Here is a 23198-nt window from a genome sequence, read left to right as displayed (position 1 = left end):
TATTTATCTACTCAAATATTAATATTTATGCATGTGCCATTTGCACCGCTTGTTCAATATCTACAGCGACCACACGCGAAACGCCCGGTTCAGCCATTGTTACACCCGTCAACCTGCCAGCCATTTCCATGGCAATTTTATTATGACTGATATAAATAAATTGCACCGATTGTGACATTTCTTCCACTAATCGGCAAAATCGCCCAACATTCGCATCATCCAATGGTGCATCAACTTCATCCAGCATACAGAACGGAGCTGGATTGAGCCTGAATATTGAAAATACCAATGATAATGCGGTCAGCGCTTTTTCTCCACCACTTAAAAGGTGAATTGTTGAATTTTTCTTGCCCGGTGGGCGTGCCATTATACTAACACCACTTTCCAGTAAGTCATCACTGGTTAATTCAAGATATGCACTGCCGCCGCCAAATACTTTAGGAAATAACTGACCAAAATCGAGATTCACTTGATCAAAAGTCATTTTAAAACGCGTTTTGGTTTCGCGATCAATTTTTCCAATTGCACCTTCAAGTGTCGTTAATGCTTTGCTTAAATCCTCGACTTGACGATCTAAATACTGGCTACGCTGCTGCGCTTGTTCAAACTCATCAATCGCCGCTAAGTTTACCGCGCCCAAGTCACTTAAACTTTGTCCTACTTTATTAAGCTGTCCTTGATAAGTGTTTATATTGGCGTTTTCAGGGAGCTGTGCCAATACTTCTTTCAAGTTTTGCTGTAACTCACCCAGAGGTTCAAGAGCTGCCTGTGCTTTAATTAATAAGCTCTGCTCTTCGAGGGCAAGTTGTTGTAATTGTTCTTGTAAAAGTACCAGCTCCCCCTGCGACGCTTTAAGCGTTGTTTGTTTATCTACAAAAGCTGTTTTAGCTTCCGTCAATGCACTTTGCAAATTTTTGAGTTCAATGTCACTTTGTTGATGTTGCTCCAACAATAATATTATTTGCTCTGCGACCTCTTCTAATGGGATCACCAACTCTTCAATTTGCGCGGTTAACTCACTGACAGCTTCACTGGCGGTTTCGCTGGCGGTCGTTGCATGCTGTAATTTAGTGTCACTGAGTTGGCATTCACTGCGCGCTTTTTGCTCACTTAGCGTCGCCTGATGGGCAAGCGTTTTATACTGTTCAAGCTGAGCGTTTGCCTGTTTATATTGCTCATCAGTGTGTTGCTGCTGCACTTGAGCATCATTAAGCGCAACACTTATTTCATCACGCTGTTTTACCACACTTGCTATATGTTGCTGTTGTTCAGCCACTTTATTCTCTATGCTCGTGTGTTCAACGTTTAACTGCTGTAGCTTTGCTTGTAATTTATGTTGTTGATTCTGAAACTGCTGTAATTGCTCTTTGAGCATATCGCGACGAGTGCTTCCTGAGGCCACTTGTTGAGCAAGCTGATGTACCGCTGCTTTTAACTCTTCGCTTTGTGCCTTCAATTGCTCACAGACTTGCTGTTGTTCTGTAAGCTTCTTGCTTTGTATAGCTAGTTCGTCACTGAGTTGAGATGCTAACTGGGTTGCTTCGGCCAACTGTTTATGTTTGATCAGCAACGAATTTTCCGCACTTTTACTGGCTTGTTGATACCAATTGCGGCCCTGAATATTACCTTGGCGATCAATCACTGCAAGCCAATACTCATCCGCTAAATCGTTATGAGCAAAATCATTTTTATACTTAATGCGATGTAATAAATCAGGGTAAACCCCTTGCTCTATAAACACCGCTAATGAGCTTTGCGGTGCGGTGTCGGTAGTTGGCCATACTCCGTTAGGTGTTGCTGTAGATGTCACATTTAATTGTTCAAGCCCTTGTAATGCTTGTTCAACCACATGCTCAAATCCAGTACGTACAACTAACTGTGCCAAAACATCGCCACTACTTTGCGCTGGAGTATCTGCGAGTATTGTATTCAAGCCTGCTATTTTGGCTTTATTCTCGTTTTGTTGTTGTGCTAGTGTTTGATGTGCATCTTGGCAGGTGCGTAACACGGTTTGAGCTTGTTGATGATTACTATTTACTTTGTTTAAGGCAGTTTGTTTTGCTGCTAACTCTTGCGTTAGTGACGGCATTAACTGCTGCTGCTGCGCTACTTGTTCAGCAATTGGATTTTCTGCCAGCTCTATTAATTCGCTTTCTAATGCCGTTTGCTGGTTTTTAATATAGTGCAAATTTTGCAGCTGTTGTTCGGCTATATTTTGTTGCTTGCTATATTGCGTATTAATAGCCTGAAACTGCTCATTAACTCGTTGCCAATCCGAAGCACTGCGCTGCTTGGCACTTTGCAACTGTGCCGCCGCGTCGGCCATCTCAGTGACTTGCTCTGTACATATTAAAGTATGTTCAATTGCCTCTTGTAACGCATTTTGTAACTCATCAGTATGGTCTTTTTGTTGTTGTTGCAGCTGCTGATTTTGTAACTGCAACTGTTGTTGTTTGATCAGGTTGTGACTAAACGCTTGTTGTTGTTGTTTTAAGTTTATTTGCTGTTGCTCAGCACGAGTCAATTCAGTGTGCGTTTGGTGCTGGGCTTGCTGCGCATCATTGAGTTTTTCAAGTTGCAATTGCACTTGGTTTTCAAGACTTGCTAGTACATCGTCATGACCTGAATGAGCGGTTTTAAAAAAACTAATTTGCTCATTCAGCTTGGCCATTTTGTCGGCTTTAGTCACTTGTTGCTGATGTAGCTTTTGCCATTTTAAGACCGCTAGTTGCCCTTTTAAAGTGCGCTCTTGGGTTTTTAACTCGCGGTATTTTTTTGCTTCAACTGACTGTACTGCCAGTTTATCAACTTGTGCTTGCAGCTCTTGGCGAACATCGAGTAAGCGTTCAAGGTTTTCGCGGGTACTTTTGATCCGGGTTTGCGTTTCACGACGGCGCTCTTTGTATTTTGAAACGCCTGCAGCTTCTTCTAAAAACACCCGTAAATCTGCCGGTTTACTCTCAATTAAACGCGAGATCATGCCCTGCTCGATAATCGCATAACTACGCGGACCAAGACCTGTGCCTAAAAATATATCGGTAATATCTCGTTTGCGGCATTTACTGCCATTGAGAAAATACAGCGATTGCCCGTCGCGTGTTACCAAACGTTTAATTGCCACTTGGTTTCGATCGGCAAAAGTATTCGGTAAGTGCCCTTGGGTATTATCAAAAATCAACTCTACCGACGCTTGAGAAATAGGTTTGCGATTGGTTGAGCCATTAAAAATAACATCGATCATGGCATCGCCACGCAGATTTTTAGCAGAGCTTTCGCCAAGCACCCAACGCACAGCATCGATGACATTAGACTTACCGCAGCCGTTTGGGCCAACGACACAGGTCATTTGATCTGGGAATGGAATTTTAGTGGGCTCTACAAAAGATTTAAAACCCGCTAATTTTATGGTGCTCAAACGCATCTAATTGGTTTACCGATTGTTATTGTTATAGCTTGAGTATTTAATTTAACCGTTCTTGACGATAAAAGTAAGTACAGAGATTAAGCTTGGCGTTTAAAATTATCTAAAATAATACCCGTTGCCATGGCTACATTGAGAGATTCTGCACCACCAAAAGCGGGGATGGTTATCTTATCTGTTACCAATGCTGCGCAAGCTTGACGTATTCCATGAGACTCACTACCCATTAACAAAACACCTTGACCTGTAAATTGAGTTTTATGCACGCTTTTTCCATCTAAAAAAGCGCCATAAATAGGTAAGTTTAAACCACTTAAATACGCAGGCAACTCAACTTGGCTCACTGAGACTCTAACAAACGAGCCCATAGTGGCGCTAATAGTTTTAGGGTTGTAAGCATCGGCACTATCTGTGCTGGTGACAATATGCTTGATCCCATACCAATCAGCTACTCTGATAATGGTACCTAAATTGCCCGGATCAGATACACCATCAAGGGCTAAGATTAAACCGCTTGCCTGCGGTGCACTCGCTGTTGGCATGTCAACTATAGCTATAGCGGCATTATTACTCACTAAAGTACTTGCTTTAGTTAACACATCTTCATCCGCTGCAATTAAGTTAACGTGTTGATACTTATCTTGATAGCTATCGATGAAGCTTTGCGTTGCAAAAACGTCTTTGGCTTTTAATGGACTATTTAGTAACTCTAATACGTTTTTTTCACCTTGAACAAGATATTGACTATATTGTTTACGGTACTTTTTTTGGCCAAGCTGGCGAATAAGTTTGAGTTGGTTTTTTGAAATCATAATAGCCCCATTAAATTATCTGCTCAGTATACCAGAGATGATTTAAAGTGCAGCCCTACAAACATTAAAACCAATAAAATCACACTACAAACAACAAGCTAGGATAATGATAAAGATTGTTTTCATTACCAAAAAAAGGTAAATTTACAAAAAACAGCATGGATATATTTTTTAATGGAATCAACACACCCAACCCCAGACGAGCCTAACAAAACAAACACCCAAAGTGCATCGCCAATTTTTAGCGGGAAAGTACAATTTAAGGGTAAAGCTGCTGAGTATTTTGGTATTTGGATTGTCAATATTTTACTCAGCGTTATTACACTCGGTATTTACTCAGCATGGGCAAAAGTACGCACATACCGCTACTTTTATGGTCACACACGTATAGACGGACACGGCTTTGACTACTTAGCAACACCGATGCAAATTTTAAAAGGCCGTATTTTAGCGGTGGCGGTTTTTTTAATTTATACCTTTGCCACCAGCTTCTTACCTATTATTGGTTTATTGTTTGCTATTGGATTTCTATTTCTAATGCCATGGATTATTAACCAAGGCCTACGGTTTAATATGCGTATGACTCGCCACCGAAATGTGTGTTTTTCGTTTCAAGGTAATTATGGCGAAGCCTTTGTTAACTTTATCCTACTGCCGATTGCAAGCATATTTACTTTATATTTATTAATGCCTTATGTTTTAAAGCGTATCGACAGCTATATTCACAGTAACATTAGCTACGGCGACAAACCACTGACGGTGAACTTAAAAGGTGAAACCTATTACCTCACAGCACTTATTTGTTTTGTAGTTAGTTCTATCACTATGGTGATATTTATGGCCATTTTAGGTTTTTTTGGTCTCGATTTACTAAACGCAGAAAACCAACAAAATATACAAGACCCATCTGCGATGATAATTATGTTTGCTGCTTTAATGGCCGCTTATGTGTTTATGATTACTATAGTAACTGCTGTGTGGAAAGCTGCTATCCGTAACCATATTATTGATAATAGCCAGTTTGAAGGTGTAGCAACGTTTAAGTCAGAACTAAAACCTGTACCTTTTGCTATGTTACTTTTAACAAACATGCTCGCTATTGTATTTTCTTTAGGACTTGCTTACCCGTGGACAAAAGTACGTACATCAAAAATGCTCGCTGATGTAACTACGGTGAATATTTATTCTGGCGCATTAAACTTAATCGATACTCAACAAGCACAGCAATCATCTTTCGCTGAAGAAGCTGCAAATGTATTTGATATAGACCTTTCATTAACTTAAGAGCTCATCATGCATGTAAAAGGACATTACTTTCCTAAGGCATCGAGTAATTATCAAGAGTGTGTCGCAAGTATTAGCGACACACATATTGACATAAAACACGATGAATACATTATAACTCGCCACGCCATTACTGAACTTAATTTAAATTCAGGTATGGCTGGTCTTGCCGACGAGTTAAGCTTTACCGATGGCAGTCGATTTATTCCACTAGATGTAAATTACAGGTGGCCATTTAAATCAAATAATCATCAGATAATGGAACGCCTAGAAAAAAGTAAATGGGCTATTTTAGCTGCCGTTATACTTACACCAATGTTTATGTGGCTAGCGCTTTACAAAGCAGTGCCAGCAATTGCGGTTTATAGCATAGATACACTGCCGCATAATGTGATTAATCAAATGGGTGAACAAAGCTTTACGGTGATTAAAAAGTTAGCGCTCGATGATAGCGAATTGCCGGTTGAACAACAAACTAAGATACAACAACATTTTAATACCATGCTTGAGCAACTATCACTTGATAAATCGATATATCGATTATCTTTTTATAAATCTGAACATTTTGGCGCTAATGCATTTGCACTACCGCATGGACGTATTGTGATAACAGATGAGCTTGTTAATTTACTTGTCGATCAACCCAATGCCCTAAAAGCAGTATTACTACACGAAATAGGCCATATAGTACACCAGCATAGTGTGCGCATTACTGCGCAATCAGCTGCAAGTACAATTGTATTAGCGGTAATATTTGGTGACTTAGAAGGTATTGCAGAAGTTGCTCTGGGGACTGGCGCGTCATTTGCACAGCAAGGTTTTTCAAGGGATATGGAACGCGAGGCCGACAGTTTTGCGTTAACGCAATTGGAGTATTTAGGGTACTCAAGTAACGACTTTGCCGATGCAATAGAGACACTCCAATATAGCCATACCAGTGAAAACGAGCACCTTAAAAAAGTGAATAATTTACTCGAGTATTTATCTAGCCACCCAAGTGCACAAGAGCGAATAGATAATGCCAGAGAATAACCTACTTTATATGCAACTTGCCCGCGGTGTAGTAGCATTAACATGGATATATCATGGTTTTTTCCCAAAGCTTTATCATATAGCGCCTCTTGAAAAGCTTATGACCGGCAGTGCGGGTTTTTCAACTGAGGTGTCTGATTTTATTACCCGCTCAGCAGGTGTTGGAGAAATTATTTTTGGCCTGTGTTTAGCTTTATTTTATAAAAATAAATACTTAGTTATTTTAAACATTTTAGCGCTTAGTGGACTCTTGCTTGCTGTGATAATAATGCAACCACAACTACTTATTGAAGCGTTTAACCCTGTTACAACTAACGTACCACTTATTGTGTTAAGTATTATTTGGTTAAAAGAAATAACTATTACAAATAATACGAGCCTGTAAAACAAAAGGGTATGCGTTGGCATACCCTTTGTTGTAAAACTCTATTTATAACATCAATACTTATGCTTTAATGCCCACAAATGCAGTAGCTCACTAGCAATAGTGGCTGCAGCAATCGCAGTAAGCTCACTTTGGTCGTACGAAGGTGATACTTCAACAACATCCATACCAATCATATTAATGCCTTTAAGGGCACGTAATATCTTAAGTACTTTATCTGATGTTAATCCACCACATACCGGTGTTCCAGTACCAGGGGCAAACGCCGGATCTAAGCAATCAATGTCAAAAGTGATATACACAGGTAAATCACCTACTCTCGCTTTAATCTGCTCAGCAATCGTTTGCGCCGATAAATCATTGGCGGCCATCGCATCAATCACTGCAAACTCGTGTTTGCTTTGATCAAAATCAGTACGAATACCAATTTGGATACTATGATCAACATCAATCAGCCCTTCCATCGGCGCATGGTAAAACATGGTGCCGTGGTCGTAGCGTGAGCCATTACTATAAGTATCAGTATGGGCATCAAAATGCACCAACGCCATTTTACCAAAGCGCTTAGCGTGAGCACGTAACAACGGTAAAGTTACAAAGTGATCGCCCCCTAAACCTAAAATTGCTTTACCTTGGCTTAAAATACCCGTCGCAGCTTGTTCAAGCTTAGCGGTAAAGTATTCAGCGTCACCGACAGGGTAAGTAAAATCTCCAGCATCAGCCAGTTTTAGGCGTTCGAACAATTTGAACGTCCATGGGTATTTTGTTTCTTCCCATGCTAAATGCACTGATGCACGACGAATCGCATCAGGGCCTAAACGCGCACCTGGACGTCCTGAGGTTGCCATATCAAATGGCAAACCTAAGACCACAACATCAGCATTGATGTCAGTAATATTTTGTACCATTGGCTGACGTAAGAACGTCATGCCATTGGAATACAATGAGTGATCTGGATGATCAAACAAAGTGGTCATATTAAAGCTCTTCTAAATAAGTATAACCGTCTAAACCTGCTTGCAATTCATCAAGCACACTTTGCTGCTCATCTGCTGGTAATTTTGCAGCCACTAGCTGTGCGTACGATGATTGAAAACCTTCTACATCAAGATGAACATAGCGCATCATGTCAGCTACAGTGTCACCTTGGTTTATTTCTACAATGCTTGCGTCGCCTTGCTCATCCATGTGTACCATTGCACTGTGGGTGTCGCCAAATAGGTTATGCATGTCACCTAAAATTTCTTGGTATGCCCCCACTAAGAAAAAGCCCATTAAATAGGGTTTTTCAGCACTAAATGCCGGCACTGGTAAGGTACTCTCAATGCCTTGCCCATCAACGTAATGATCTAGTGCACCGTCAGAGTCACAGGTAATATCTAACAATACTGCGCGTCTTTGTGGTGCCTCAGTTAAGCCACTTAATGGCAATACCGGAAATACTTGGTCGATTCCCCACGCATCAGGCAATGACTGAAACAATGAGAAATTAACAAAAAACTTATCCGCTAAACGGGCATTAAGTTCATCTATTATCGGGCGATGAAAACGGTTTTTGTTATCCATGTGTTTATTAAGCTCATAACACACACGTAAATTTATTTGCTCAGCCCAGGCGCGTTGAGTTAAATCTAATAATCCCATCGCAAACTGGTTATGTGCTTCAGCTAAATCACCTTGGCTATCATGATATATCTCTATTAATGCACGGTCGTCTGTCAGCACATGAAGTTGCTGCCACGACAGCCACATGTTATTGAGCAATAATGGCGCGTCATCTGCTGGCGCTTGAATTTCTTCAGGCTCATAACTTTCAGTGCCAATCACATTAGAGATAAGCACTGCATGATGCGCTGTTAATGCACGCCCAGACTCAGAAATAATAGTCGGGAATGGTTGCTCGTACTGCTTACAAATATCACCAATGGTGTAGACAATATTATTTGCATACTCAGCTAAGCTATAGTTCATCGAGTTGTGAGACTGGCTCCGTGTACCGTCGTAATCAACCGCTAAACCGCCACCGACATCTAAACATTCAATTTGTGCACCGAGTTTGCGTAGTTCACAATAAAAACGCGCCGCTTCGCTAACACCTAAACGCACATCGCGAATATTCGCCATTTGCGAGCCTAAGTGAAAATGCACCAACTGAACTAAATCAAGTTGATCAGTCTCTTTTAAACGATTAACAACATGTAATACTTGTGAAGCGGATAAACCAAATTTTGATTTTTCACCGCCGCTAGCTTGCCATTTTCCTTTACCCTGCGACGCTAAGCGCACGCGAATACCAATACGCGGTTTTACGTTCAGCTCTTTAGCTTGGCTTAGTACCATGTCCAGCTCAGACAGTTTCTCAAGTACGATGTACACTTTATGGCCTAACTTTTCGCCAATTAATGCTAAGCGCACATATTCTTTGTCTTTGTAGCCATTACACACAATCACTGCACTGGTTTTTTCAGCTAATGCCAATACTGTTAATAGCTCAGGCTTACTGCCCGCCTCTAAACCGAGTTGTTTCTTTTCTACGTTCGCTTGGCTTGCAACAATTTCTTCGACCACTTCGCGCTGTTGGTTTACTTTAATTGGATAAACAAGCAAGTAATCTTTTGGATAACCATAGCTTTCAATCGCAGTATTAAATGCAGCACATAAGCTGTGCACGCGGTGATGCAAAATTTGTGGAAAACGAACCAACGCAGGTAAACTCAAGCCTTTATCTTCAAGTTGTTTTGCAATATCAATAAGTGCGATGGTTTGCTCTGGGGCATCAGCCTTGGGCGCAACATACACATCACCTTGATCATTAATACCAAAAAAACCTTGGCTCCAATGACGAACATTGTAACTCGTGCGAGCTTGTTCTAGTGATGTTGTCTCTTTCATTTATCTTTCTCTTTTATTTGATGAATGCCTTGCGGCTGTTGCGCGCATTAAAGGAAAAATAGCTTATCAAGTCCAACAAGTATTTTTGCTCGTAACGAGTGAGTTTTAGTGTTGATAACAACGGCCCTTTTATTTGTTGGGCACTGGAGTATTTAGTATAAAAAATAGAAGGCTTAAAAGGGAATATATATATAAAAGTTAGCCGAAAACGTGACTCTCAATGATAAAAGTGGCGCTGACCAAGGCCATTTAAGCATATAAATGTCGACTTATATCCGTGTATAAGCCGTAGTTGTGTAGGAGATTAAATCGATGAAGTACTCAAAAACTAAAACACAAAGCGTAGACAGTTTCTAGCCACTAATCAGCCTTATTGACTGAGCCCTAACTCCATAAACAAGCTATGTGGATTATCGGTATAATTACCAAAACTTGCACAGCGTTTAAAACCTAAATTTTCATACAGACTAATCGATTCAGCCTGTTTCGGGCCTGTTTCTAACCGGATCAAAGGGATCTCTTCTTCGCCAGCATGATGCAATAAAATTTGCATTATACGCCGAGACAAGCCTTTACCACGATGACTTGGTTTGACATATAGACGGCGTATTTCACCATAAGGTACTGTGTCGAACTGTCTGACAATCGCACCACATGCAACAATACCCTCCTCGCTTTTTAAGCCAATGGCGTACACATTAGCTTGACCAAGCTCACTCACCGACAGCGATTGCGCCGTGGCTACTGGGTACAGAGAATTTATAAGCCTATCGATATCAGAAAAAACATTAATCACATCCGGATCATCAGGGGTTAAGTCGACTAACTGCATAAAAGCTCTAATTATATTTATTGTTTGATAACAAACTATACCGAATTGTTGCAAATGAACAACCCAGAACTATGGATTTTTCATTTATTTGCTGTCTTATTAGTCACGACTTTGTCGTATGTCAAAATAACAGCATTTAGCTATTTTCTAAAAAGTAGCAAACACGTCAAGATAATAGTTTGCTGTGGTGTTAAACGTTAGCGACTTTTATAAAAATACGGGTTAAAAAATAAATTAACGACTAAAGCTTTAACGCCCTGCGTCGATAAATAGCTAAGTTAACGTTAAAGGAATAACAATGAAACTCCCCAATCTTGGTCAAGCGCAGCAAATAGCTTTGCAAACGGTGTCGGCCAATCGCGCCACGGAGTTTAAAGCCGCCGCTTCTCTTGTCGAACCACAAGATCACTTTTCAACGCTCGAAGACGCAGCAATTACGCCCCTTTATGATCCATTTAAAGGCCGCAAACTTAATCAAGATTACACCCCCTCTTCTTATATTGGTATGAACCGTTATAGAGTCACCTCTAGCACCACCATTAACATAGGTGAACCGATTAAAGAGCCGACCTATCGCTATGGTGACTTTACAGATCCCGATGATATAAATGCTTTTTTAGATCAAGTAGACCGACTTGAAGGTGAACATAAATTTATGTTCCAACACCTAAAACCAACACAAGAACTACTTGATTTGGTGCAAAAAATGAGTGATGAAGAGCTTGCTGTATTTAGTCAATTTGTTGTTACAACATCTAGCTATCACTTTGGCACAGAAAACAACAACAACAGTGCACAGTTAATTTCATCTTTAAGCAAACTGTCAGATGATGCCTTGAGCAGTACCCTCGCAACAATGGATAAATTATTACAACAAGGGAATGATTATAAGAAGCCGGTGTCACCATTAGGTGAAAATGAGCATGGTAATGAAAGAGTCGAAATGATCAGTATGCCTGAAACCATAAACTGGTTTAAATCAAACTATAAGGCTAACAGTGCAAAATATGAATTGGCAAATGACTACACCAATTTATTAATAGAAAAAAACCTCAGCGAAGATCAACTTATGCAGTTAAATGACCACTTATCTGACAGTACGCTTACACAAAGCAGTGGTATCATCGACATGATGAGCTTAGTTAAAAACCATCAAACGGATGATGTATTGGCAATGCTCAATGAAGTTGATAAAGACCGTGAACCTAACTTATTTAGTTACCTTGCACAGCAAACTAATTATCAAGCCAATAAGCAGTATTACCAAATGGATAATGGTAAGTTTGTTGCACAGCAAGATAATATTAGCTCTGACTCTAATAGACGTGAGCTTTATAGCAATATCTTAAACGCCTATAACGACATTGGCATGGGCTGGATAAACGATACGCTAGAGCAATTCACAGGGAGTCCAGCACAGATCCAAAACGAATTATGGCAAACACTACTTGATGATAAAGAAAAAATGCCAGAGCAGTTTACTCGCTCAGATTCGGTTGAGGCATGGGCAATAAATAATATTGATCGGATAGAAGGTGCATTTCACGTAAAACAAATGAATAAAATTTATGATTATAATAGCGAGCGACTAGTTCCTAATTTAATCGCCAAACTCAGTTTTTTTAGTAGTGGTAATATTCACAGTTCAGCTGATAGTAAAGAGCCCAAAACTGACTAATTCTAAATCAATCAACTGTAGTCAAAGAACTTGCGATGCTCTGCTCCGGCTAAGTTGGCATTCACCTTATTAGGGTGTTTATACTCACGCCAGTTTGCCACATTACGGCCAACATTTAATTTCGCAAAGTCAGTATCGCCCTCAGGCGACATTCCCAAAAACTGTTTTAGCTTCAACAGGCCGCCAGGTTCGCTCACATCAAGAGATAAAAAATCATCACGGCCTTTGAAATAATGAAACACTGCGTGTTGATGTTTAGTATAACAATCGGCTAACTCGCGCTCACTCAACGGGTAAATAGAGGGAAACGTTTGATGAAAGCTGCGCTTTAGAACCGGACTAAAGTGCCCTGTTTTAAGATCAAGATGTGGCGCCATTTTTTCAAGCAGCATCGTGATGGATGGCAACCATGCTTTTAGGTCTCGGTTTAAATAAATAAACTTAGCACCAGGAAATAACCCATCTAAATGCATATAGTCACTAAAACACGGTGCGTCAGATATAGCATCAGCCATTTCAAACGCTTTTTTAGTAAACGCGGTATGCGCAACCAACAAACCCATTTCTAACAACGCAACACTGATGCTCGTGGTGCCGGTTCGAGGTAGACCGATAATAAAAATCTTAGACATCCAACGTTACTCATTTTTAAAAGGCCGCTAGTATATACCAAGCGTGTTAGGATTCAGACATTGATACAGACTATTCATCCATAAAATACAATTTCATTCGTCTTTACTAAATAAATATAATTGTAGGATGGGAATGAGGTCTATTATTAATTTAGTAACTGCATCGTATGTTTGATTTAATAGTACCCAACCATCTGTGCCCATAATTTCAATTGATATTATAGTTAGTGCATTAACATTTAAAGTATCCCATAAACCTGAAATACGAAAAATCCCAAACTCGGTATCTATACGAGTAATGTTAAATGATTCCAAAATACCCTCTTTTATAAATGCATTAAAATCAGAAAATGACATTTCCTGAATGTTTTACTTACAAGGCGAGCATAGCTGAGTCATTATTCTGATTCAATTAGTTAATACATCATTGCTAACTGTTGTTCTTAGTCCTCAATTAACCTCCTTAACTGTCGCACTTCTCTTGAAAAGCTTCAAATATTAAACACTTTGTTACGCAAAAATACTGTTCAAAATATCTGAGCAATTTATACTGAGGGCAATGTCGATATGATCAGAGGTTTTAGCGTGCAGTTTACACAAGGTATGGAATATTTTTTTTCGGGCTTCAAATTAATTACCCAAAAAGGCTTGAAGCGATTTGTATTTATTCCTTTATTAATCAATATAGTGCTTTTTGGTAGCTCATTATTCTTTTTATATGGCTGGCTTACCGATGGGTTTGCTTATTTAAATGATCTATTACCAACGTGGTTAAGTTGGCTGGAGTGGCTGATGTGGCCTATTGCAGTATTAGTGATTTTATTTAGCTACAGTATGCTGTTTTCGGTGATCACTAATTTCATTGCCGCGCCCTTTAATGGCTTACTCAGTGAAAAAGTAGAGCTGCACTTAACGGGGCAAAAAATTAATGATGATGGCTTAGCGGAGATAGTGAAAGATGTGCCACGAATGCTTGGCCGCGAGTGGACTAAGTTGTGCTATTACCTACCACGTGCCATTGGCTTTTTTATCTTGCTATGGATATTACCTGTTATCGGCCAAGTGTTATGGGTGATGTTTACCTGTTGGATGTATGCAGTGCAATACAAAGATTATCCGTTTGATAATCACAAAATTTGCTTTAAAGAAATGAAAGAAGACTTAAAACAAAAACAAACTCTCTCGTATGGATTCGGCTTAGCAGTATTGTTGCTTACAGCCATTCCTATCGTGAATTTAATTGTTATGCCTGTCGCTGTGTGCGGCGCAACTCGCTTATGGGTTGATCAATACCGCCCTAACTACCGCGAATAAAAAGCTCAGAGGGGACGACAATATAAGCCATTATTAAGTCCCCTATTTGCAGCACTATTTACACTAAAACTTGCCGTGTATTAGCAATGAAATGATGCACTTCGCGCTCAATTTTAGGATCAACTGGCTGCTCTGGAGCGCGATCATTTGGGCATGGCATCCTTGGAGTTGTGCCAAACAAACGACAAATTAATGGCCGTTCATCATATACAGTGCATCCCTTTGGACCTAAGTGTACACAATTAAATTCATTTAATGCCGCTTCGTGCTCTGCATCGCTTTTTACCGGTAATCGCGACATTTCTTCAGATGATGTTGTCACTGGACCGCAGCAATCATGGCAACCTTCAACACATTCAAACGATGGAATGTTAGCGCGTAATCGCAAGATTACTTTTTGGTTTTTGTACATTTATATTTACCTTTTATTATGCTGTGCATTCATGCCGCAACTTAACTAATTCTCCATAAACCCTATATTACGCGTTATGTGCAGTAACTTGCAATGCTATGTTAGTGTAGACTTACGCCATAACGTAAAAAGCACAGCTAATGCTGTGCTTTTATATATCTAAACTTTACAAGCTTATTAACTATATAGACTTTGTGGCACTTTCGTGACGTTCAAATGAACAGTTACTTCTTCCCTATCGTGATAAAGATGCTTAGCTTGTAATTCATAGCTTATACCGTATTTATTAAGCTCTTCTTTGATCATCGTTAAGCACTCATAAACACTGTCAAAGCGCTTTTTCATTGGCAGCTTTAAGTTAAAGATAAGTTCTTTCGCGTATGCGTTGACCGCCCAATCAATCATAAGACTGGTTACTTTGGTTGGTTTTTCTACCATATCGCATACTAACCAAGTAATATTTCTTTTCTCAGGGCGGTATTTAAAACCATCAACACGAAAGTGCTTAACTTGACCTGTTTGCATTAAATCATCATTCATTGGGCCGTTATCAATGGCGCTAACAAACATACCGCGACGCACTAGTTGATACGTCCAACCACCTGGGCAGGCACCTAAGTCAACACTGCGCATACCGGCTTGAACTCGCGCTTCACGATCTTTTTCCGCAATAAACACATTAAACGCTTCATCCAGTTTTAAGGTCGAGCGACTCGGTGCATCACTTGGCATTCTTAGTCGTAATATTCCCATAAAAAATGGGGAATTATTATAACTATATGAATGACCAACAAACGCGGTGTTATTAGTTAAAAACATGATGTGCATTACGGGGCGATTGGCTTTAGGTTCGCGTAACACGGTGTTTTGTTTCTCTAAAGCCTTTTTAAGTGGGGTAGAGATTTTTTTGCAGAAAGTTAACAGCTCCTTGCCTTCATTGGTATCAGGTGTTTCTACCCGTAGCTCTGAGCAAAGTGGAAAATCGACCGCTGCTTTTACTATTTCGCCAACACGGTCTTCGACGGGCATGTTTTCAAGTAAAGTGCCGGCAAACCACTGACGGGCAAATACCATATTTTTGAAATCAACCTTTTTGATGATTTCATCACTATGCTGCGCTTCAAAACATTCGTAAATAACATAGCCGGTATTTGGCTTTGCTTTTACATACCCAGCAAAACCTTGCTCTGCGGCATGAAATGTTATTTCTGCAGCTGCATCATTTTCAAAACCACTACGGCAGTAAATCACTACACTTGACATAAAAACCCTTTAATTGCTCTTTTGAGCGATATTCTCTATTAAAATTTAAACCGTGCTACTTGCACTAATAAAATAGTCCAACCAATAATAAAACATAAACCACCAACGGGTGTGATGGGGCCAAGCCACTTATAACCGGTGATTGCTAATAAATATAAACTGCCACTAAACAACAAAATACCAGCAATAATAAACCAACCAGCCGATGTGAGATTAATTCCCCATTTTATTAAAATGGCAATCGCAATTAACGCAAGGCCATGCACCATCTGATACTCTGCCGCAGTTTTAAATACGCCAATAGCATATTCAGAAACACGGCTTTTTAAACCATGAGCCGCAAAGGCGCCCAACACCACTGATAGCATGCAAAATAAACTGCCAGTCATTAAAAATAGTTTAATCATGATTTTTTTCCTGCTAAAGATGCCTTTAAATATGCTGTTTGATAAAACTAGCCGCGTGCTCAGCGGCAGTTTGCACATTACCTAACTCTGTAAAGCCACTGCGTTTGCGTGGTTTTAAGGAATGATCGCCATCAGCTAGCCACACAAACTCTGGGCGTTTATCCAGTTGTAGCTGTGTTAATTCGTCACGGGTACCAAATGTATCGCGCTCGCCTTGGAGCACCATAAACGGGCATGGTATTTTACCAAAATGATCAATGCGTAATTTATCAGGCTTGCCTGGTGGATGAAATGGATAGCCAAATGCCAATACGCCTGAAATTGTTGGCATTGTTACTCGCTCTTCACTGACAAGCATTGATGCCATCCGCCCGCCCATTGACTTGCCACCAATAAATAACGGTAAGCTTGGCTGTACAAAGGTTAATATATGCTCAAAGTATTGCAGTAATTTAGGCGCACGATCTGGCGGGCGACGCTTATTGGTTTGCTTGGCTATTTGCATATATTTAAAGTCAAATAAGCCAACATCAATACCTTGCTCTGCCAGCAAGCTTGCCATTTTCTGCATAAATTCTGAATCACTAGCGGCTCCAGCACCATGGGCAAAAATAAATTGTGCCAAAGCGGGTTGTTGGTCACTTTTAATCCATTCGATAGTCATATTAATACTCTTGCTCTTGTTCGACTAAACTCAGCATCCACTGCTTAAACGATACTATTTTGCCTAATTCAGATTGCGTTTCACGACTTACTAAATAGTACGCATTTTTACTTTCTAAACTGTGGTTAAACGGAATAACTAAACGTCCTGCATCAATATCAGGTTTAGCAAGCACACTGTTACCAATAGCAACCCCTTGACCATGCACAGCTGCTTGCAGCACCATTGATGAGTGACTGAATATTGGTCCTTGGTTTACTTGCACATTACGTACACCGGCGGTTTTCATCCACGTTTTCCAGTTCTTACGGGTGGTATCGTGTAATAAAGTATGGTTTGCCAAATCACTTGGCTGATCCAGCGGCTTTGGCCCTGTTAATAGCATAGGGCTACACAAAGGTACTAAGTATTCGGTATGCAGTTTATGCGTTTGCACGCCACTCCAATGACCACGGCCATAATAAATAGCCACATCAACATCATCGGTGAGTGAGTTTTCGTCTTGATCTTGGGCTTTTATTCGTACATCTATCTCAGGGTGCAGTTCGTTAAATAAGCTCAAGCGTGGCACTAACCATTGAATAGCAAAGCTGGGCGTTAAACTCACGGTTAATGAGCCTTTTGCACCACGGGCTAATAGCTTTTCGGTAGCATCAATTAGCTGAGTAAATATTTCTTTAATATCTAAAAAGTAACCTTGGCCTTCTTCGGTGAGTAATAAAGAACGGTTTTTTCGCAAAAATAGTTTTAAGCCAAGATGCTCTTCTAAAGTTTTTATTTGATGACTTACCGCCGCCTGTGTGACGTATAACTCTTCAGCCGCTTTAGTAAAACTCAAATGGCGAGCAGCAGCTTCAAATGCTTTTAATGCGTTTAGTGGCGGAACACGTCGAGACATAGTGATCAAACTTAGAATTAGTTTTTCTTATGGATAAGATTATATACACATGCCAAGGAAGTGTATATTCAAGACATAAAAAAAGCGACTTTCGTCGCTTTTCTTATCACGCTTTGCGATTACAAGTCGCTGGCGCTGGTATCCAATGGGCCAAAGCTTTTAACTAAATCATCCACGGCTTTCATTTGACTTAAATAACCTTCCAACTTACTTAATGCAAGTGCACATGGGCCATCACATTTAGCTTCATTAGGATTAGGATGCGCTTCAATAAATAAACCCGCTAACCCTAATGCCATGCCGCTGCGAGCAAGTTCTGCCGCTTGTGCACGACGACCATCGGCAGAATCACTGCGCCCACCTGGACGTTGTAAAGCATGAGTGGCATCAAAAATAACCGGAGCCATTGGTTTCATGTCATCCATACCCAGCATATCAACGACTAAGTTATTATAACCAAAGCTTGAGCCACGCTCGCACAATACAACATTGTTATTACCCGCTTCATTAAATTTAGTAATGATGTGGCGCATTTCGTGCGGGGCTAAAAATTGTGGCTTTTTAACATTAATAATTGCGCCCGTTTTCGCCATTGCGACCACTAAATCTGTTTGGCGCGCCAAAAATGCTGGTAATTGGATCACATCAACCACTTCTGCCACAGGCGCTGCTTGATGCGGCTCATGGACGTCAGTGATCAAAGGAACATTAAACGTTTTTTTAATTTCTTCAAAAATCCTTAAGCCTTCTTCCATGCCAGGACCACGGTATGAATTAATTGATGAACGGTTTGCTTTATCAAATGACGCTTTAAACACATAAGGAATATTAAGCTTAGTGGTCACTTCTACATAATGCTCGGCGATACGCATTGCTAAATCACGAGACTCAAGTACATTCATGCCACCGAACAATACAAACGGTTTTTCGTTTGCCAGTTCAATATCATTAATTTTAATTAAATGGTTGTTCATTTTTATTCCTTAAGGTGCAACTGCTTGCATCATTAAACCACAAATATATGCCATATACGTGCCTACGCCATAGCCCAGAACGGCTAATAATACCCCAACTGGCGCAAGCGATGGGTGAAATGCCGAAGCAACCACAGGTGCCGATGCCGCACCGCCCACATTCGCTTGTGAGCCAACGGCCATATAAAATAGCGGCGCTTTAATTATTTTTGCCACAATTAACATTAAACTGGCGTGGGTAAGCATCCAAATTAAGCCAATGACGAAATACATAGGCGATTCAAATATAGCCGTAATATTCATATGAAGGCCAATTGATGCTACTAAAATATACAAAAAGCTGGAGGCTACTTTAGATGCGCCAAAGGCTTCAATATGACGTACTTTAGTAAACGACAATGCAATACCTATGGTCGTCGAAATAACAATTAACCAAAAGAACTTGCTGTTTAAGCTATATTCTTGTGCCCATGGAAAATTAGCGCCAAAGTAAGGTCCTAAAAAGTCTGCACAAAAATGCGCAAGACCGGTAATACCAAATGCAATTGCAATGATCAGCATATAATCATTGAGTGTTGGCAGACGTGCGTGCTCGGCTTGGTATTTTTCAACGCGATTTTTTAACTCTTCAATCGCGCTAGTATCCGCGCCTGTTTTCGCATCAATGGCTTTATGGTTGGCAGCCATTAACAGTAATACTGCCATCCATAAATTAGCGACAATCACATCTACCGTAACCATTGCTGAGAATATATCTCCGCCAACTTCAAACATTTCTTTCATCGATGCTTGGTTTGCACCACCACCAATCCAGCTTCCAGCAATCGTGGTCATGCCACGCCATACTGCATCAGGGCCATGACCACCGACTGCTTCTGGATACACTGCGCTCATGATCAAAATGGCCAACGGGCCGCCGATCACAATACCCGCAGTACCAGTTAAAAACATAATTAATGCTTTCGGACCAAGATTAATAATGGCACGTAAATCAATACTAATGGTCAGTAAAATTAAGCACGCCGGAAGCAAGTAACGTGATGCTACAAAGTACACATTAGATGAATGACCATCAACAATGCCAAAAGTATTCAATAGTGAAGGTAAAAAATAGCACAGTAATAATGCTGGGACATATTTGTAAAACTTTTTCAGTGCGCTATTTTGACTGTTCGATGTTTTAAAAATAAAGCCTAATATTACTGCTAATAAACCAAAGACAACCGCGTCATTGGTGATCAGGGCAGTATGGGCGTCAGCCATGTAAATTCCTTAAAAGTTAATGGTGAGTTTTGTGATTATCTTCAAGTTCTTCAAGTTGATGCTGAATAATATCAATTGCAGGATCATCTGGACACTCATCGATAAAAAATTGTAAGTCGTCACGTGCCATTTTCGGACAATCAAGCTGGTTAAGTAAATAGCCTCTGTCGCGTCTTTCGTACGGGTCATCGCCTATTAGCTCCATCAGCATCTCAACACAGCTCAAAGCATGACCAAATTTATTACTGCTAATAAAGGCCCACTTTTGTTGTGCTAGATAAAGCTTATACACTTCTTCGTCAAAAATGAGCTCAAGCGGCTCTTGCTCATCACCATTTTCTTCACTGGCGTTTTCAGGAATAATATACCAACTTTGTTGACCTGAACTCGGCTCAAGTAAATAACCTTCCTCATCGCTAATAGCAACATGGACATTTATTTCACTATTATTAATCGTTACATTTGCATCAAAACCAGCATGGTTCAGCAAATGGCATAATAAAATACCCAGTGTTATTTCAGAACCACTGCGCATACTCAGCATATAGCTAAAGCTATTTAAGGTGTATTCTGGGACTTTTAAACTGGATACGCTAAATAACCACTGAGTAAAAAACATATCAACTAACGCATCAAACCGTTCGTGAATATCAGGGTATTGTTGGCATAGTTCGGTGACTTGATTTTCAAAGTCGCTCAGTGTGGCAAAGCTATCACTTAAATCAGCTTGAGGATCCCACTTCGCTTCAGCGCTTATACAACGATACAACGCTTGGGGAACGAATGTGTCAAAAGCCTCATCTTGATAGGATTCATTTTGATCTTCAAACCAAGGGGTGGTCATTAATACGGCAACATCTTTAATAGAAAATGAATGACTAGTTTACCTATTTTTTTACACAGATACCAACGTAGCACGTTAGATTAACGTTCAAAGACTGTTTAGTGCAGCCTTTGAACACCTTTAGTTACAAAATAAACGCTGTTTTGGCAACCGCTAGCTTACCAATGAAGGCAATGACCACAGTCGTAACAACTAAAAACACAATTTTTATACTGGTTTTTTGCTGTTTACTGGCAATAATACCCAGTGCAATATACGCCACTACAAGAATAATCTTTTCAAGCAGCCAAGTTTGTTCTAGTGGATTAATTTTTGCAATAGCCATCAGCGCGAAGGCTGAAATAAGTAAAAACGTATCGGTTGCGTGACTACCAATAAATACCAATTTATTTTTAGCGATTGCACCACTGCCGAGGCGAGAAAATGAACGTACATAAAATAGAACAATGCTTAAAACTGCAATTGCCATGTGTGTGTGTTTGACTGCTAAATAATCCATATGCCCCTAACTACTCATTAATGTTAAAAAAGAAATTGTACCAATGTTATTAAACATGCCTATTCTAATGCGTTAAATAACTCACCAGTTCAATGCACTGGGTATTATTTTTTAATCTGGAAAACGCGTTAAAATTTCTTCAAGCTCCGCTAGGTTGTCGTTAAATGCATCGACTAGTTTAGGCTCAAAGTGTTTGCCTTTTTGCTGATTGATTTCATTAACGACATCATCAAGCGTCCACGCTTCTTTGTAACAGCGTTTATGGCGCAGCGCATCGTACACATCTGCAAGCGCCACTATACGGCCAAAAATATGAATGTCTTCTCCTTGGATCCCTTGTGGGTAACCTGAACCATCCCATTTTTCATGGTGATCACGTGCAATTTGAGCACCCGCATTAACGATTTCACGACGAGAACCTTGTAATATAAGGTAACCTTTTTGAGTGTGCGTTTTCATGATTTCCCACTCTTCGCAGGTCAATTTACCCGGCTTATTTAAAATAGCGTCAGGAATACCGACCTTACCAACATCATGAAGTGGCGACGCTAAACGAACTAAGTCAGCCTCACGTTTCGATAAACCATACGCCAGTGCTAAAGTATTACATATATGCGAGACCCGCTTAACATGATTGCCCGTTTCGGTTGAACGCTGCTCCAGAGCTTCGCTTAAACGAAGCACTAACTCTTGCTGAGTTGCTTCGACCTCTGATTGTAATTGCACATTCTCATACGCTAACTGTACATTTTGCGAAAATATTTCAATCAAATGGCGCTGTGTATCCGATAAGTCGTGCGGAATACCGGATATAAAAAGCATTGAATTATGATTATGTTCGCTGCAACAGTATGCAAACAAATAATTGTCTTTATAAACAATGTTTTTATCTCTAAATGCTTGTTTACATGCTGATAGCTGCTCGGTATTCAAGACCTCTTCAATTGCTTTACCTTCGCTGCGTTCAAAATCGCCTCGCCCAGAAAACACCACTAATTTATGCTGATTATCTTGTGGGTTACCTGCCACTAAACTGGTGGCGTACATTGCTTGATCAACAGTGCCGAGCAACGATGTTAATTGTTGCATCACCCCTTCAATGAAATGATCAAGTGAGTGCGCTGAAAAAATATCTCGAGATGCTTTAATGATTTTTTCAAGCCCTTGACGAGATTGTTCAATCGATAAAATATCGCGATAAGAACGTAAGCTCGACATCACTACAGTAAATAGTTTTTGTGCGGTAAGTTCAGTTTTTGATTTGTAGTCATTGATATCATAATTAACAATAACTTGGCGCTCTGGCGCTTGGCCGGGTTGACCTGTACGAAGGATAATACGGATATGATTATTTTTAGCGACTTCACGAATATATTGCGCGACTTTTAAGCCTGCATCGTCGGTTTCCATCACTACATCGAGCAGTACGATTGCAGCATCGGGATTATTATCTATTTGTACTTTAGCCTCAGCCCCTGAGTATGCACTAATAAACTCTAAACGTTTGTCTTGAAACTCAAAATCACTTAATGCCAGTTTCGTGACAGCATGAACCTCAGGCTCATCATCAACAATGATGACTTTCCATGTCCCCTTAACTACTTCACTTTCTACTTCTTGTGGTTCATCCGAAAACAAAAAATCATCCATCATACTGAGTCCTCAAAGGCGTTTATTTTGCTCTCGCACTGT

21 protein-coding genes and 1 pseudogene are annotated in these 23198 nt (G+C 40.2%); 5 read left to right on the top strand and 17 right to left on the bottom strand.

Annotated elements, in window-relative coordinates; genetic code table 11:
- Positions 1-25: 25 nt before the first annotated feature.
- Both PVK79_RS07005 and PVK79_RS07000 read right to left on the bottom strand, forming a co-directional pair.
- The gene (locus PVK79_RS07005; protein ID WP_257325569.1) at positions 26-3421 is read right to left on the bottom strand and encodes a chromosome segregation SMC family protein; all 3396 of its coding nucleotides are present in this window, start codon (positions 3419-3421) and stop codon (positions 26-28) included.
- An 80-nt stretch (positions 3422-3501) separates the two neighbouring features.
- Positions 3502-4233 carry an RNA methyltransferase gene (locus tag PVK79_RS07000; RefSeq protein WP_145240683.1) on the bottom strand — a complete coding sequence of 244 codons (732 nt, stop codon included), beginning with the start codon at positions 4231-4233 and terminating at the stop codon, positions 3502-3504.
- A gap of 174 nt (positions 4234-4407) precedes the next feature.
- Here PVK79_RS07000 and PVK79_RS06995 point away from each other — a divergent pair, with 174 nt between their 5' ends.
- Genes PVK79_RS06995 through PVK79_RS06985 form a run of 3 tightly spaced genes read left to right on the top strand, consistent with a single transcriptional unit; the run spans position 4408 to position 6934 of the window.
- Positions 4408-5517, top strand: coding sequence for a YjgN family protein (locus PVK79_RS06995; RefSeq protein ID WP_182732423.1), 1110 nt, complete (start codon positions 4408-4410; stop codon positions 5515-5517).
- A gap of 9 nt (positions 5518-5526) precedes the next feature.
- Positions 5527-6549 (top strand): M48 family metallopeptidase, encoded by a 1023-nt coding sequence (locus tag PVK79_RS06990; RefSeq protein ID WP_257325568.1) that lies wholly within the window; start codon positions 5527-5529, stop codon positions 6547-6549.
- On the top strand, positions 6536-6934 hold the full coding sequence (locus tag PVK79_RS06985; RefSeq protein ID WP_145240671.1) for a DoxX-like family protein: 399 nt from the start codon (positions 6536-6538) through the stop codon (positions 6932-6934). Before PVK79_RS06990 ends, PVK79_RS06985 begins: the two co-directional genes overlap by 14 nt.
- 53 nt (positions 6935-6987) lie before the next feature.
- Here the strand turns inward: PVK79_RS06985 and speB are convergent, their stop codons facing one another.
- The 3 genes from speB to PVK79_RS06970 all read right to left on the bottom strand — a co-directional run bounded on the left by speB (position 6988) and on the right by PVK79_RS06970 (position 10658).
- Entirely contained in the window at positions 6988-7911 is a 924-nt protein-coding gene (gene speB / locus PVK79_RS06980) for an agmatinase (protein WP_145240669.1), read from the bottom strand.
- 1 nt (position 7912) lies between these two features.
- The gene (gene speA / locus PVK79_RS06975) at positions 7913-9826 is read right to left on the bottom strand and encodes a biosynthetic arginine decarboxylase (protein WP_145240667.1); all 1914 of its coding nucleotides are present in this window, start codon (positions 9824-9826) and stop codon (positions 7913-7915) included.
- A 370-nt stretch (positions 9827-10196) separates the two neighbouring features.
- Entirely contained in the window at positions 10197-10658 is a 462-nt protein-coding gene (locus tag PVK79_RS06970) for a GNAT family N-acetyltransferase (RefSeq protein ID WP_145240665.1), read from the bottom strand.
- 298 nt (positions 10659-10956) lie between these two features.
- Here PVK79_RS06970 and PVK79_RS06965 point away from each other — a divergent pair, with 298 nt between their 5' ends.
- On the top strand, positions 10957-12336 hold the full coding sequence (locus PVK79_RS06965) for a hypothetical protein (protein ID WP_257325567.1): 1380 nt from the start codon (positions 10957-10959) through the stop codon (positions 12334-12336).
- An 11-nt stretch (positions 12337-12347) separates the two neighbouring features.
- On the opposite strand, the pseudogene PVK79_RS06960 reads toward PVK79_RS06965, so the two are convergent.
- A pseudogene (locus PVK79_RS06960) lies at positions 12348-12962 on the bottom strand (sulfotransferase); the annotation flags it as partial.
- Between the two features lie 99 nt (positions 12963-13061).
- Positions 13062-13325 (bottom strand): hypothetical protein, encoded by a 264-nt coding sequence (locus PVK79_RS06955; RefSeq protein WP_257325566.1) that lies wholly within the window; start codon positions 13323-13325, stop codon positions 13062-13064.
- Positions 13326-13571: 246 nt separating this feature from the next.
- Between PVK79_RS06955 and cysZ the strand changes: the two genes are divergently transcribed.
- On the top strand, positions 13572-14282 hold the full coding sequence (gene cysZ, locus PVK79_RS06950; protein ID WP_425607890.1) for a sulfate transporter CysZ: 711 nt from the start codon (positions 13572-13574) through the stop codon (positions 14280-14282).
- Between the two features lie 58 nt (positions 14283-14340).
- Here cysZ and PVK79_RS06945 read toward each other — a convergent pair whose 3' ends face one another.
- From PVK79_RS06945 to PVK79_RS06900, 10 genes are all read right to left on the bottom strand, one after another.
- The gene (locus PVK79_RS06945) at positions 14341-14694 is read right to left on the bottom strand and encodes a YkgJ family cysteine cluster protein (protein WP_145240659.1); all 354 of its coding nucleotides are present in this window, start codon (positions 14692-14694) and stop codon (positions 14341-14343) included.
- Between the two features lie 177 nt (positions 14695-14871).
- Positions 14872-15957, bottom strand: coding sequence for a 23S rRNA (cytidine(2498)-2'-O)-methyltransferase RlmM (gene rlmM / locus PVK79_RS06940; RefSeq protein ID WP_145240657.1), 1086 nt, complete (start codon positions 15955-15957; stop codon positions 14872-14874).
- A 38-nt stretch (positions 15958-15995) separates the two neighbouring features.
- Entirely contained in the window at positions 15996-16364 is a 369-nt protein-coding gene (locus PVK79_RS06935; RefSeq protein ID WP_179959144.1) for a DUF423 domain-containing protein, read from the bottom strand.
- A gap of 25 nt (positions 16365-16389) precedes the next feature.
- Entirely contained in the window at positions 16390-17028 is a 639-nt protein-coding gene (locus PVK79_RS06930; RefSeq protein ID WP_257325564.1) for an alpha/beta family hydrolase, read from the bottom strand.
- A 1-nt stretch (position 17029) separates the two neighbouring features.
- A complete protein-coding gene (locus tag PVK79_RS06925; RefSeq protein WP_145240653.1) occupies positions 17030-17926 on the bottom strand; it encodes a transcriptional regulator GcvA in 897 nt (298 codons plus the stop codon).
- Between the two features lie 119 nt (positions 17927-18045).
- Positions 18046-18900 (bottom strand): 3-deoxy-8-phosphooctulonate synthase, encoded by an 855-nt coding sequence (gene kdsA / locus PVK79_RS06920; protein ID WP_145240651.1) that lies wholly within the window; start codon positions 18898-18900, stop codon positions 18046-18048.
- A 9-nt stretch (positions 18901-18909) separates the two neighbouring features.
- Entirely contained in the window at positions 18910-20163 is a 1254-nt protein-coding gene (locus tag PVK79_RS06915) for a DUF819 family protein (RefSeq protein ID WP_145240649.1), read from the bottom strand.
- Between the two features lie 16 nt (positions 20164-20179).
- On the bottom strand, positions 20180-21007 hold the full coding sequence (locus tag PVK79_RS06910) for a tetratricopeptide repeat protein (protein ID WP_257325563.1): 828 nt from the start codon (positions 21005-21007) through the stop codon (positions 20180-20182).
- 124 nt (positions 21008-21131) lie between these two features.
- Positions 21132-21506, bottom strand: a complete 375-nt coding sequence (locus tag PVK79_RS06905) for a SirB2 family protein (RefSeq protein WP_149980711.1) — start codon at positions 21504-21506, stop codon at positions 21132-21134.
- 111 nt (positions 21507-21617) lie between these two features.
- Positions 21618-23159, bottom strand: coding sequence for a response regulator (locus PVK79_RS06900; RefSeq protein WP_257325562.1), 1542 nt, complete (start codon positions 23157-23159; stop codon positions 21618-21620).
- Positions 23160-23198: the final 39 nt, after the last annotated feature.

Origin of the sequence: Pseudoalteromonas rhizosphaerae, from assembly GCF_028885455.1 — a bacterium.
Taxonomy (GTDB): Bacteria; Pseudomonadota; Gammaproteobacteria; order Enterobacterales; family Alteromonadaceae; genus Pseudoalteromonas; species Pseudoalteromonas rhizosphaerae.
Note: the sequence above shows the minus strand (reverse complement) of the source record. Positions and strands in the feature narration are given on the sequence as shown.